12 protein-coding genes and 1 pseudogene are annotated in these 13125 nt (G+C 63.3%); 3 read left to right on the top strand and 10 right to left on the bottom strand.

Features of this window, described 5'->3' with window-relative positions; all coding sequences use genetic code 11:
• The first annotated feature begins 125 nt into the window (after positions 1 to 125).
• Entirely contained in the window at positions 126 to 1262 is a 1137-nt protein-coding gene (locus HU748_RS02975; RefSeq protein ID WP_186719123.1) for an MFS transporter, read from the top strand.
• Between the two features lie 16 nt (positions 1263 to 1278).
• Here the strand turns inward: HU748_RS02975 and HU748_RS02970 are convergent, their stop codons facing one another.
• The gene (locus HU748_RS02970) at positions 1279 to 2769 is read right to left on the bottom strand and encodes an aldehyde dehydrogenase family protein (protein ID WP_186719122.1); all 1491 of its coding nucleotides are present in this window, start codon (positions 2767 to 2769) and stop codon (positions 1279 to 1281) included.
• A gap of 45 nt (positions 2770 to 2814) precedes the next feature.
• Positions 2815 to 4197 (bottom strand): aspartate aminotransferase family protein, encoded by a 1383-nt coding sequence (locus HU748_RS02965; protein ID WP_186708597.1) that lies wholly within the window; start codon positions 4195 to 4197, stop codon positions 2815 to 2817.
• Positions 4198 to 4570: 373 nt separating this feature from the next.
• Here HU748_RS02965 and HU748_RS02960 point away from each other — a divergent pair, with 373 nt between their 5' ends.
• Positions 4571 to 5938 (top strand): APC family permease, encoded by a 1368-nt coding sequence (locus HU748_RS02960; RefSeq protein WP_186719121.1) that lies wholly within the window; start codon positions 4571 to 4573, stop codon positions 5936 to 5938.
• 47 nt (positions 5939 to 5985) lie between these two features.
• On the opposite strand, the gene HU748_RS02955 is transcribed toward HU748_RS02960, so the two are convergent.
• Positions 5986 to 6789 (bottom strand): helix-turn-helix transcriptional regulator, encoded by an 804-nt coding sequence (locus HU748_RS02955; protein ID WP_186719546.1) that lies wholly within the window; start codon positions 6787 to 6789, stop codon positions 5986 to 5988.
• Between the two features lie 190 nt (positions 6790 to 6979).
• Between HU748_RS02955 and HU748_RS02950 the strand changes: the two genes are divergently transcribed.
• Positions 6980 to 7447: a GNAT family N-acetyltransferase gene (locus HU748_RS02950; RefSeq protein WP_186719119.1), complete on the top strand. Its 468-nt coding sequence runs from the start codon at positions 6980 to 6982 to the stop codon at positions 7445 to 7447.
• On the opposite strand, the pseudogene HU748_RS02945 reads toward HU748_RS02950, so the two are convergent.
• The 7 genes and pseudogenes from HU748_RS02945 to pstS all read right to left on the bottom strand — a co-directional run.
• A pseudogene (locus HU748_RS02945) lies at positions 7436 to 7723 on the bottom strand (glutathione S-transferase C-terminal domain-containing protein); the annotation flags it as partial. The gene HU748_RS02950 and the pseudogene HU748_RS02945 overlap by 12 nt on opposite strands.
• A gap of 161 nt (positions 7724 to 7884) precedes the next feature.
• Complete coding sequence (locus HU748_RS02940; RefSeq protein WP_186665227.1) at positions 7885 to 8466, bottom strand: hypothetical protein; 582 nt, start codon at positions 8464 to 8466, stop codon at positions 7885 to 7887.
• Positions 8466 to 9164 carry a hypothetical protein gene (locus HU748_RS02935; RefSeq protein ID WP_186665229.1) on the bottom strand — a complete coding sequence of 233 codons (699 nt, stop codon included), beginning with the start codon at positions 9162 to 9164 and terminating at the stop codon, positions 8466 to 8468. Before HU748_RS02935 ends, HU748_RS02940 begins: the two co-directional genes overlap by 1 nt.
• 97 nt (positions 9165 to 9261) lie before the next feature.
• Positions 9262 to 10023, bottom strand: coding sequence for a phosphate ABC transporter ATP-binding protein PstB (gene pstB / locus HU748_RS02930; protein WP_238343281.1), 762 nt, complete (start codon positions 10021 to 10023; stop codon positions 9262 to 9264).
• 74 nt (positions 10024 to 10097) lie between these two features.
• Positions 10098 to 10991, bottom strand: a complete 894-nt coding sequence (gene pstA, locus HU748_RS02925; protein ID WP_186665233.1) for a phosphate ABC transporter permease PstA — start codon at positions 10989 to 10991, stop codon at positions 10098 to 10100.
• Positions 10991 to 11956, bottom strand: a complete 966-nt coding sequence (pstC, locus tag HU748_RS02920; protein ID WP_186665235.1) for a phosphate ABC transporter permease subunit PstC — start codon at positions 11954 to 11956, stop codon at positions 10991 to 10993. The genes pstA and pstC overlap by 1 nt, the downstream gene beginning before the upstream one ends.
• Positions 11957 to 12027: 71 nt before the next feature.
• Complete coding sequence (pstS, locus tag HU748_RS02915; protein WP_186665237.1) at positions 12028 to 13056, bottom strand: phosphate ABC transporter substrate-binding protein PstS; 1029 nt, start codon at positions 13054 to 13056, stop codon at positions 12028 to 12030.
• Positions 13057 to 13125: the final 69 nt, after the last annotated feature.

The following is a 13125-nucleotide window of genomic DNA, read 5'->3' as shown; positions in this document are numbered from 1 at the left end:
TGCTTAATGCGGTGTCAGGAGCGGGGCCCTGACAGCGGCCAGCCTTCCCCGCCGACATGACGCGAGTGTTACCGACATGCCCCAGCAGGTTATGCTGCGCCCCCCGCCCCTGCCACGAGGCTGTCATGTCGTCCGCTGCCGTACCGGCGCAAACCCTGCGCGCCGACCGAGATTCGCGCAACGCCGCCCAGGTGCTCGGCCTGTGCCTGCCCAGTGACGTGCTGCTCTACCTGCTGCTGCCCATGTACGCAGCGGACTTCGGTGTGACGCTGGTCGAGGCCGGGGTATTGCTGGCGGCCAATCGCCTGGTGCGGATCATCGGCTATGGCTGGGTGGTGCGGTTCTATGCACGCCATGGCGATCGCGCAGCTTGCAGCCTGGCGGCTTTCGCTGCAGCGGTGTGTGCGCTGGGCAACGCCACCCTTTCCGGATTCGCCGCACTGCTGGTACTGCGCCTGGTCTGGGGGTTGTGCTTCGCCACCTTCAACTTGAGTACCCAGACCCTCGCCACGGCCGAGGCACAGGGTGCAGCCCGCCGCGCCGGGCGTTCGCGGGCGACCCTGGCCATCGGCCCCATGCTGGCCTTGCCGCTGGGGGCGCTGATGGCCCAGGCCTATGGCCCGCGTACGGTGTTCTTCGTGCTGTGCATCAGCGCCCTGTGCGGCCTGTGGCGGGCCCGCGCCTTGCCTTCCGGAGGCCATGACATTCCCGTGCGCAGCGGTCGTCGCCTGCGCCTGCCGGACAGCATCGCCACCTGGTCTTTCATCGAAGGGGTGACGCTAGACGGTCTGTTCATTTTCGGCCTTTCGCTGTATGCGCAAGTCCACATGGGCGAGTCGGGGGTACTGGTGGCCGGTGTGCTGATGGCGGTGCGCTATTTGAGCGAGATGCTCTTCAGCCCCTTCGGCGGACGCCTGGCAGATCGCTTCGGCGCACTGCGCATGTTGGTGGTGCTGTCGCTGGCCACCTCACTGGCGCTGCTGGTGTTCGCCAGCCATTGGCTGTTCATCGGCGCCTTCTTTGTGTTGGTGCTGCGCGCCTTGCAACTACCTCTTGTGATGACCCTCGTCGCGCTGCGCAATCCGCACGCGCGCATTCAGGCGCTGGCCAGCAATGCCGTGTGGCGCGACATCGGCGCCGGGCTCGGGCCGATGCTGGCCGGTGTGCTGCTGCCGCAGGTGCCAGCGATCTGGGCTTATGCCGGGGCGGCGTTGGCAGTCGCCGTGGCGGCGCTGAACTGTGCCAGGCCGCCACGGCATTGAGCACGACGCCCAGGGGTCAGCGCAGCTGGATCCAGGTGGTCTTCAACTGGGTGTACTTGTCGAACGCATGCAATGACAGGTCGCGCCCAAAGCCCGACTGCTTGTAGCCGCCGAACGGGGCGACCACATCGAGCGCATCGACGGCATTGACCGAAACGCTGCCGACCCTGAGCTGCCTGGCAACCCGATGCACGCGGTTCAGGTCGTCGCTCCACACCGAGGCGGCCAACCCATAGACGCTGTCGTTGGCCAGGCGGATAGCTTCCTCTTCAGTGTCGAAGGCCGTCACTGCGAGTACCGGGCCGAAGACCTCTTCACGCGAAAGCGACGACTGCGGGTCGACATGGGTGAAAATCGTCGGCTCGATGAAGTTACTGGAGCCGTTGAAGCTGAGCTGACGCCCACCGGCCACCAGAAGCGCGCCCTCCTCCTGTGCGCGGCCGATCGCGGCCATGATCTGCGAAGTCTGCTGCGCATCGACGATGGCGCCGGCGCGGCTGGCCGGATCCAGCGGATTACCGGGGAGCCAGTCGCGCGCCTTGGCGATCAGGCGCTCGATGAACGCGTCATGGATCGAGCGCTGCACGTAAAGTCGTGAGTTGGCCGAGCAGACCTCACCCTGGTTGAAGAAGATGCCGAATGCGGCTTTCTCTGCGGCCAGGTCCAGGTCCTTGCAGTCATCGAACACCAGGTTCGGGCTTTTCCCACCGCACTCCAACCACACCTGTTTCAGGTTCGACTGCGCCGAGTACTGCATGAAGTACTTGCCCACCTGGGTGGAGCCGGTGAATACCAGGCAGTCGACCTCAGGGTGCAGGCCCAGTGCCTTGCCGGCGATCTCGCCCAGCCCCGGCACGACGTTCAGCACCCCTTCGGGAATGCCGGCCTCCAGCGCAAGCTCGGCCAGGCGCAGCGCCGAAAGCGGCGACTGTTCGGCAGGCTTGAGCACGACGCTGTTGCCGGCCGCCAACGCCGGGGCCAGCTTCCAGGCCGCCATGTCCAGCGGAAAATTCCACGGCACCACGGCTGCGACCACACCGATCGGTTCCCGGGTGATGGTGGCCACGGCATTGGCCGCAGTGGGCGCAACCTGGTCGTAGAGTTTGTCGAGCGACTCGCCATACCAGGCGAAGACCTGGGCGGCGCCCGGCACATCGATGTTGTAGGCATCGAGCACCGGCTTGCCCATGTTCAGCGATTCGAGCAGCGCCAGCTCCTCGCGGTGGGCCAGCATCAGCTCGGCCAGGCGCAGCATCACGCGCTTGCGCTCGGTCGGCGCCATGCGTGCCCACGGGCCTTGCTCGAACGCCTGCCGCGCACTGGCCACGGCACGGTCGACGTCCTCAGAGGTACAGGCGGCGACCCGCGCCAGCAGTTGATTGGTGGCAGGGTTGATCGCATCGAACGTCGCGCCACCTGCGGCGGCCACGAAACGGCCGCCGATCATGGCTTGATCGCGAAAAGTCAGCTTGGCGGCTTGCTGCTGCCAGTAGGTTGAATCGTGCACGTTGTGCTCCAGGAACCGTTGATTGGAAAAGGTAGCGCAGCCGCTTCAGAGCTTGCCCAGCGCCTGCGCTGTGCGATCGACCGCTTTGCGGGTCTTCTCCACCAGTTCGTCCAGCTCACTGTGGTTGGCCACCAGCGCGGGTGCCATGATCATCCGTCCCAAGGTCGAACGAATGATCACGCCCTCTTCGAAGCCGAAGGTCCGGCACTGCCAGGCCAGCTCGTTTTCGTTGGCGTAGCGCTTGCGGCTGGCCTTGTCCTCGGCGAACTGCAGGGCAGCCACCAGCCCGGCGCCCTGCACCTGGCCGATCAAGGGATGGTTGGCGAACACCTCGCGCAGGATGCGCTGCAGGTAGGGCCCGGTATCGTCTTTCACCTGACGCACGATGCCTTCGTCGCGCAGCGCCTTGAGGTTGGCAATCGCCACCGCAGCGGCCACCGGGTGCCCGGAATAGGTCAGGCCGTGAGCGAATACGCCGCCGCGCTCCACCAGTGCTTCGGCGATACGCTTGCTCAGCACCAGCCCGCCCATCGGCACGTAGCCCGAGGTCAGGCCCTTGGCGATCGACAGGGTGTCGGGCTCGAAACCGAAGTACTCGTGGGCGAACCATTCGCCGGTACGCCCGAACCCGCCAATCACCTCGTCGGCACACAGCAGCACGTCGTATTGGCGGCAGATGCGCTGGATTTCCGGCCAGTAGCTTTCCGGCGGGAAGATCATGCCGCCGGCGCCCTGGAATGGCTCGGCGATGAAACCGGCGACGTTCTCGGCACCGAGCTCGAGGATTTTTTCTTCCAGCTGCAAGGCGCAGCGCCGACCGAACTCCGCCGGACTCAGCTCGCCACCGGCGGCATACCAGTAGGGTTCATCGATGTGCGCCACATCCGGAATCAGCCCGCCCATCTCGTGCATGAACTTCATACCGCCCAGCGCCGTGGCCGCCAGGGTCGAGCCGTGGTAGCCGTTCCAGCGGCCGATCATGACCTTCTTGTTCGGCTGGCCAAGCACCTGCCAGTAACGGCGTACGGTACGGATCAGCACCTCGTTGGCCTCGGAGCCGGAGTTGGTGTAGATCGCGTGGCTGTAGTGCCCCGGCAGCAGGCTGAACAGCAGCTCGGACAACTCGATCACGGCCGGGTGGGTGGTGTGGAAGAACATGTTGTAGTAGGCGAGCTGGTCCATCTGCGCCGCAGCGGCGGCCGTCAGGTCCTTGCGCCCGTAGCCGAGCTGGGTGCACCACAGGCCCGACATGCCGTCCAGGTAGCGCTTGCCTTCGCTGTCCCACAGATGCAGCCGCTCACCGCCGACGATTACCCGCGGGCCTTCGGCGTTGAGCGCCTTCTGGTCGAGGAAGGCATGGATATGGTGTGCAGCATCGGCGGCCTGGTAGTCACGGGTCTGGCGTTGGGGTGCGAAAGGCGCGTTCATGGGCGGTTTTCCTTGTTGGTATGGAGACGCCCCTGAAGCTTGCAGCAGCCAGCAACCGTGCGAAATCACCCGTTGGGGTGAGGTCCCCAGCCTCGTAACCGGCTCACCCCAACGGGTGATTTCGGAGGCGAATCGGCTATGGGAGCATGCGCCAAGGCCCAGAAACGCGGCCCCCCTTCGTGCCCAATCAATAAAGAGAACAACGCCATGAACGCACGCTTCAGTCCCTTGCGCCGAATCCGCTCCCGCCTACGCCTGCGCAGCGCTTGAGCGAGGGGCCACGCCCCCGCATCCAGCCCACCACCTCTCCTTCACCGGTAGCGAGCATGATCGCCTACCGCGGCGTCCTGCATCCCCACATCAGGAGTCAGCAATGCATACAACAACGACAACCGCAGCGCATTCCACGCCTCACTCACCGTCCAGCACGCGCTTTCGCACCTCCATGGGCATGACCGCGCTGATACTCTTCGGCCTCGCCTACATGGTGCCGTTGGCAGTCTTCTCCGCCTACGGGCTGGTAGCCCAGACCACCAAGGGCCACTTGCCGACCGCCTACCTGCTGACCCTCGGCGCCATGCTGTTCACCGCCTACAGCTACGGGCGCATGGTCCAGGCACACCCCTACTCCGGCTCGGTCTACACCTATACCCGCAAAGCGTTCGGCGCCCACGCCGGGTTCATGGCCGGCTGGACACTGTTGCTCGACTACATTTTCCTTCCGCTGCTCAGCTACCTGCTCATCGGCATCTACATGTCGGAATACTTCCCGACTGTGCATGCCTGGGTATGGGTGCTCGGGTCGATCAGCGCAGTGACCTTCCTCAACCTGATCGGCATCGAGTCGGTGACCCGGGTCAACGGCATCCTGGTGGTCGCACAACTGGTATTCATCGTGGTGTTCGTGGCGTTGTCGATCAACAGCCTGTCCGCTCAGACACAACCGATCTCGCTGACCGCACCCTTCTACCACGAGGGTTTCAGCACTTCGGCCATCATGGCGGGCGCGGCGGTGCTGTGCCTGTCGTTCGTAGGCTTCGATGCCGTCTCGACCATGGCCGAGGAGACTGCCGACCCCACCCGGCGGATTCCGCGGGCGATCATGGGGGTGTCGTTGATCGGCGGCCTGTTGTTTCTCGTGGTGTCCTATTTCGCGCAATTGGTCCACCCGGACTGGAGCAGCTTCGCCAACCCTGACTCGGCACCGGTGGAGGTGATGAACAGCGCTGGTGGCCATCTCTTGGCCAGCGCCTTTACCGCCACCTACGTGGCAGGCTGCTTCGCGTCGGCCATGGCTTCTCAGGCCAGCGTGTCGCGGGTCCTGTTCGCCATGGGCCGCGACGGCGCCCTGCCCCGTGCCTTCGGTCAACTGGTGACGAAAAAGCGTGTGCCCGCCTTCGCGATCATCGTGGTCGGGATGGTGTCGTTGAGTGCGCTGTTCATCAGCCTGGATACCGTCGCCAACATGATCAGCTTCGGCGCCCTGTTTGCCTTCTCGGCAGTCAACCTGGCGGTGGTCAAGCACTACCTGGCCGACCAGAAGCTGCGCGGCACGGCAAACTGCCTGCGCTATGGCCTGATTCCGGGCCTGGGGTTCCTCAGCACCCTGTGGCTGTGGACCAGCCTGTCGAGCCTGTCGTTCACCATCGGCCTGTGCTGGATGGGCCTGGGCGTGGTGTTCCTGATCGGCCTGACGCGCGCGTTTCGGGTGAAACTGCCTGACTTGCAGATGGCAGACTGACAACATCGGCCTAAAACCGCCGACGATGATGCGTCGGCGTTTTCATATCAGCGCGGCTTGCCCATGTAGCTTTCCAGCGGGTCGCGCTCCAACACTCCATGGGCATTGGCCAGGGCATCGATGAACAGGGAGAACAGCTCGGACTGGGTGCCGATGTCGAGCTTGGCGTAGACGTGTTTGCGATGGGACTTGATGGTGTCCTCCGACACCTTCAGACGCTCGGCCAGGGAGCGGGTCGAGTGCCCGCGCAGGATGAGCTGGGCGATCCGGCACTCGCGCTCGGTCAGCAAGGACGATCCGAAATTGCTCAGGGCGGCATGCACGCGCTGCTCCCAGACCTTCTCCACGCGTCCGCCGCGGCCCTGATAGCCGTCGAAATGCTTGGCCAGCACCGCCAGCACCCAGGGGCTGATGGCCTTGAAGCGTGACTTCGCTGCGTCGTCGAGTTCATCGGTGAACGCCAACGACACTGCCAGGCTCAGGCCTTCATCCAGTTGCAGGATGTAGTTGATCTCGTCCTCGAGGTGGGAATGGCGGTAGAACGCCAGGTAATACTCACTGAGCTTGAAGTGATCGGGCGCCACGTCACCCAGCGCATAGCAGCCTGAGTGAACGCTTTCGATGCAGACTTCATAGAACGGGTCCAGCAGGTAGAAGCCCGACAGGTAGCGTCGAACGTTGCCTTCCGGCCGCCAGGGGCCAGGCCCATCGCATTCCGACCAGGCCGACGGCAGCCCCTCGCGGGGATACAGGTACACCGTGCTGGCCTTGACCGGGCCGACCAAGGCCAGCGCGTCGAACAGCGCCGTGGCGAAACCCTGGGCGCCGATGGCGGCGGTGACTTTCGCCATCGCCTCGAACCACTGGACTGATGAAAGCTGATCGATTTGCACGTCTGTGCCCCCTGGAATTCCGCTGATCGGATGGTGCCATGGGCCTGTGCGCCAGGGAATCACCCGTTGGGGTGAGCAGGTAGGGAGGATTGTCGGACGCACTGCGCTATGCTGCCAGGCTCGCACGCATCGACAAGGACGTTCCCTCATGACCCCGACCCTGCGCCTGGCTCTGCCCGAGGATATCGAATTGCTGTTCGACATTCGGACCAGCGTGAAGCAGAACCACCTTTCGCGCGAGCAGATGCACGATCTGGGCATTACCGCGACCACCCTCACCGAAGCCATTCGCGAGGCGCCCTGCGCCTGGATCGCCGAATACCGGCAGGAGGCGGTCGGCTTTGCCATGATCGATCTGGACGAAGGTGAGCTGTTCGCCCTGTTCGTGCGCCCGCAGCATGAAGGCAAGGGCATCGGTCGATTGCTGCTGGAGCAGGCCGAACGCGTGCTGTTCCAGCGTCATGAAGTGATTCACCTGACCACCGATGGCGATCAGGCGATCCGTGCGAACGGCTTCTACCAGCGTGCCGGTTGGGTTTCGCGCGGTGCGGTCGATGAGCGCGATGTGCGCTATGAGAAACGCCGCACCGCCCCGCCTGCAGGCTCAGGTCAATGACTGGAAATCAGCCGCATCATGCCGTTCGCGCAAGAACTCGCCCGGGGCCGCGGATGTGCGGTTGACCACCCTGCCCCGCGCCACCGCAGGACGCGCGGCGATGGGGTGGTACCAACGCAGCAGATGGGTGTACTGCTCGATTTCGAGGAACTCGCCCGCACCGTACACGCCCAGCAGGCTGCCGGGATACCAGGGCCACACGGCCATGTCGGCAATGGTGTAGATATCCCCGGCCAGGAACTCGTGGCGTGCCAGATGGGTGTCCAGCACATGCAAGGGGCTGGTTCTGCTGGGATACGTCGGTCATGGGTCGTTCCAGGGAGTTCGTGGCGTCACGCCGAAAACTCTAACCAAGCGACACCTGCGCAAATACGCCGCGCAGCTGAATTGACTGTTTCGTAACGCGAAACGCTGGCCCCGCCCGGAGCCTGCTTGCTTCAAGCCTGGGCGGTTTGCTGCCAGGCCAGTCGTGCCTGGACCTCGACCGCTGCGTCCATGACTTTCTGTGTCCAGTTCCCATCCTTCGGACAGACGACGACCACACGGAAGCCATGGTCGTCACCTTCGATCCGCACGCCTTCGGAGTCATCGACATGCAGGTCGATATCGAACGCCGGCGGGAACTTCGAAGGTGCCTTGGCAAGGCCGTTCGCCGACAGGACCTGCTGGTGCCGGTCGCTGTTGACCACACCATCGACACGGATGCCGTAGAGCAGCAGCCAACGCCTGATGTACGACGGCGTGCGCCCGGACGATGTGTAGATCCAGATGCTGTAGCCCTGGCGGCGCAGATCGCGGATCAGCGCGCGGGTGCCGATGCGCAGGGGCTCACCCAGCCAGCGATGAACGAACTCCGGCAGTTTGCTGTGCTCGGCCGGGCTATGGTGCGGCAGGCAGGCGAGCGTGTCATCGATATCAAAGGAAATACGCACCCGCGGCTGCCTGAACGCCCGCGTGACGCCGTGCCAGGCCTGGCGACTGCCGACCTGCCATTGCTTGAGCTTCGGATACCTGCCCATCAACGGCCCTCCTGACAGATGCGTGCCGACGCGTCGCTCAGGAAAAACGTCTCGGGATCGGGCGCCTGCGCCTCCAGGAACGCCGCATACTTCTTCTTGATCTTGGGCAATTCGTACAAGGCCTTTACACCATGCTTGGCAGAGTTGCGTATGACCGAGGACGGGTTGAAATAGCCCTCGGCGTTGTCCAGCGTCAGCACGAACGGCGGTAGCCCTGCGCGCATCAGCAGATAACTGACGATGAGCGACCCCGTGCGATTGTTGCCTTCAATGAACAGCTGCGGCTTGCTCAGGATGCGAACATACACGCCTGCTGCGCGTTTCCACACCGAATCGCTGCCATACGAGCAATACCAGTTGTACAGATCCTTGATGCCGCCTTCGACGTTGTTGAAGAAGTGCTCTTCGGTGGCGATCAGGTGCTGGGCGAACTCCACTCGACGTTCAGGATCGCTGCCACACAGCACCGTGGCGTTGATCTCCAGCATCAGGTTCAGCTGCTGAAGGTCGAACAGGTCGATACCCCGCGCGACATAGTCGTCAATCAGGGCATAGCCTTCAAGCACATTTTGCAGCACCTCATCGGTGAACGGATCACGCGGTTCGGTAAAGTGCTTGCTGAGCTCGGTGAAACGCCGCTGCACATCCCGCAGTGCGCGTTCTACCGCTGACAGGTCAAGACGACGCGTCGCACGCATAAGTAATCTCTGGAAACACTAAAAAGTAAAAGCGGTCGGACTGTCGCAGCGGCCATCCTGGCCTGCGACATCCAACCGCTTCGGTCGAGTGACTACATCAGCTGAACTTGCCGCTGATGTAGTCACTGGTCAGCTGTTCGCGCGGGTTCTGGAAGATCTGGGTGGTCGGGCCCATCTCGACCAGGTAGCCCGTGCGCGTGCCCTGGGAAATATCGACCGAGAAGAATGCCGTGGTGTCGGCAACACGGATCGCCTGCTGCATGTTGTGGGTCACCAGGGCGATGGTGTAGTCCTTCTTCAGTTCCACCATCAGCTCTTCAACGCGCCGGGTTGCGATCGGGTCGAGTGCCGAGCAGGGTTCATCGAGCAGCAGGACTTCCGGCTCGGTGGCAATGGCACGGGCGATGCACAGGCGCTGCTGCTGGCCGCCGGACAGCGACAGGCCACTGACCTTGAGCTTGTCCTTCACCTCATCCCACAGGGCTGCACCTTGCAAGGCGTGCTTGACGCGGTCGCCGAGGTCGCCCTTGTAGCGGTTCAGGCGCAGGCCGAACGCGACGTTGTCGAAGATGCTCATCGAGAACGGGTTCGGTTGCTGGAACACCATGCCGATGTAACGGCGCACGACCACAGGGTCCACACCCTTGCCATAGACATCCTGGCCGAGGAAGTGCACGTGGCCTTCGAAGCGGAAGCCCTTCACCAGGTCGTTCATGCGGTTGAGGCTACGCAGCACGGTACTCTTGCCGCAGCCGGACGGGCCGATGAAACCGGTGATCTTGTTCTTTTCGATCGGTACATGGCTGTCGCGGACCGCCATGAAGTTGCCGTAGAAAATCTTGTCCAGCTTGCAGTCCATGACCACTGGTGCCTGGTTGACCAACGGAGCGGCTCTTTGCGCAGTCGATACGTTCAAGTTAGATGCTCCCGTTCTCAATACTTAGGCTTGCCGAAAATACGGCTGAGAATATTCACGACCAGCACGATCATCACCAGTACCAGCGAGGCCGCCCAGGCGAGCTCCAGCTGGTTGTCGAAAGGCATGCCGGAGAAGTTGTAGATCAGTACCGCCAGCGAGGCCGTGGGGTTCATCACCGCCAGGCTGCCGTCGTGGTAGATCCAGTAGTTGCTGAACAACGCGGTGAACAGCAGCGGCGCGGTTTCGCCAGCGGCGCGGGCCACGGCGAGCATGACACCGGTGAGGATGGCCGGCATGCCGGTCGGCAAGACGATCTTCCAGATCACCTGGGCGCGGGTACAGCCCATGCCGTAGGCGGCGTCCTTCATGATCTTGGGCACCATCTTCATCGCCTCTTCGGCGGTCAGCACGACGATCGGCAGCATCAAAACCGCCAGCGCCACGCCACCGGCCGGTGCGGAGTATGTGCCGGTGGTCATGACCACCAGGGCATAGGCGAACACGCCAGCCAGGATCGACGGCAGGCCGGTCAGCATCTTGGCGGCAAAGCGCGATGCGTTGGCAAGCTTGCTGTCCGGACCGAGTTCGGCCAGGAAGATCGCCGCCAGGATGCCGACCGGCACCGCGATGGCAGCGGCAATGCCGACCATGACGAAGGTACCGGCCATCGCGTTGCCGAAACCACCGCCCATCTCGAAGCCGGTGGGTGGCAGCTCGGTGAACACCTCAAGGCTCAGGCGTGCACCGCCGCGGGTGATCAGCATGTAGAGCACGGAAATCAGCGGCACACTGGCCAGCAGGGCCACGCACCACACCATCGTGGTCAGGGTCAGGCTGCGCAGGGCGCGGCCTTCGAACCGGCGCTGCAGGCTGGGCAAGGCAGTTGCAGGGGTCGTGAGGTCGGTCATTATTTATTACCCCGCTGGGCGTAGAGCATGATCAGCGATCCAACGACGTTCACCAGCAGGGTGATGAACATCAGTACCAGCGCCGCGTACATCAGCACCTCGACCTCGTTCGGCCCGGCTTCAGGGAAGTTCAGGGCCAGCAAGGCCGCCAGCGTGTTGGCCGGGGCGAACAGGGAAAGCGTGATGGTGTTGGCGTTACCCACCAGCATGGCCAGCGCCATGGTCTCGCCCAGGGCACGGCCAAGGCCAAGCACCAGGGAGCCGAAGATGCCGGTGGCGGCGGACGGCACCATCACCTTGAGGATGGCTTCCCAGTGGGTGGTGCCCATGCCGTAGGCTGCCTGCTTGGTCTTCATCGGCACGCTGGTCAGCGCGTCCTGGGACACCGCGGCCACGGTGGGCAGAATCATGATGGCGAGCACCAGTGCCGCTGGCAGCAGCCCAGGCCCACTCAAGGAGGAACCGAAGAACGGAATCCAGCCCAGCTCGCTGTTCAACCATGCGGTCAGCGGACGGATCGCCGGGATCACCACATAAATGCCCCACAGGCCATAGACGACGCTGGGGATGGCGGCGAGCAGCTCGACGATGGTGCGAAACACCGCAGCGAGTTTTGCGGGCAGGAAATCCTGGGTGAGGAAAATCGCCATGCTGATACCGAAGAAACCGGCGATCAGCAATGCAATCAGGGCGCTGTAGAGCGTGCCCCAGATCGCCGGCAGAATGCCGTATTTGCCTTGGTTAACGTCCCACACGCTGCCGAAGAGCACATCGAATCCGTGCTTTTCCATACCCGGCAGCGCCTTGCGTCCTACTTCGTAGATCAGCGCAAAGACCAGCGCCAGCACCAGCACCACGCCGATACGTGCAAGTGCACGGAACGTACGGTCGACCAGGAAATCCCTGGTTGACGGCGGCTGGCATGCAGAGTCGGGGTTATCCGGAATGGCAAAAGGTGTGTTCATGGATTATTTCCGGGACAGGGGCAGAGGCGCCCGGCATGCCTGCAAGGCAGGCCGGGCGCAACCTGGCAGTCTTACTGGATGTTCTGAGCCGCTTTGCGCACCTGGTCGACAACCGACTGCGGCAGCGGGATGTAGCCCATCGAGTCAGCGATCTTCTGACCTTCGGTCAGGCTGTACTCGATCATGTCGCGCATGGCCTTGGCCTTGGCGGGGTTGCCGTTGTCCTTGCGGAAGATCATCCAGGTGTAGGAGGTGATCGGGTAGGACTTGGCACCGTCCGGGTCAGGCAGCCAGGCCACCAGGTTTTCCGGCATCTTCACTGCAGCCAGTGCTTCGGCACCGCTTTCGGCGTTCGGTACGACATACTGGCCGGCCTTGTTCTGCAGGGCAGCGAAGTCGACCTTGGCCAGCTTGGCGAAGCCGTACTCGATGTAACCGATCGCACCCGGGGTCTGGCGCACGGTGGCGGTCACGCCATCGTTCTTCGGCGACTTGATGAACTTGTCGGTCGCTGGCCAGTTGACGGTGTTGCCCTCGCCCAGCGCTTCCTTGAAGGCCGGGTTGATGGCCGAAAGGTGCTTGGTGAAGACGGCGGTGGTACCGCTGGAGTCTGCACGCACGACCACGGTGATCGGGGTAGCCGGCAGTTTCAGCTCAGGGTTGGCAGCAGCGATTTTCGGGTCGTTCCACTGGGTGATCTTGCCCAGGAAGATGTCGGAGTAGACGTCACGCGGCAGCTTCAGGCCCTTGGGGTTGCCCGGCAGGTTGTAGGCCAGGACGATCTCGCCCGCAGTCATCGGCAGCAACTGAACGCCCTCGCCGACCTTGGCAATTTCTTCGTCTTTCATGGCCGAGTCGCTGGCGGCGAAATCGACGGTCTTGTTCAGGAAGTCCTGGACACCGGCGCCACTGCCCTTGGACTGGTAATCGACGGTGACCCCTTCGGTCTTCTTGCTGAAATCCTTGAACCAGGTCAGGTAGATCGGTGCGGGGAAGCTGGCACCGGAACCGGTCAGGCGGACGTTTTCTGCGGCGAAGGCCGAAGTGGCGCTAAGCGAAACCGCAACGGCGAGTGCAGCAGACTTCATCAGGCGTATCATGGAAAAGCGCTCCGTGTGATGGCCGGAACACTTTGCAGCAGCTGTATTACAACTTTGTGACCGCTGGGT

The organism is Pseudomonas sp. RW3S2 (assembly GCF_014268955.1).
Classification (GTDB): domain Bacteria; phylum Pseudomonadota; class Gammaproteobacteria; order Pseudomonadales; family Pseudomonadaceae; genus Aquipseudomonas; species Aquipseudomonas wayambapalatensis.
This window is presented reverse-complemented; position numbering and strand designations above follow the sequence as displayed.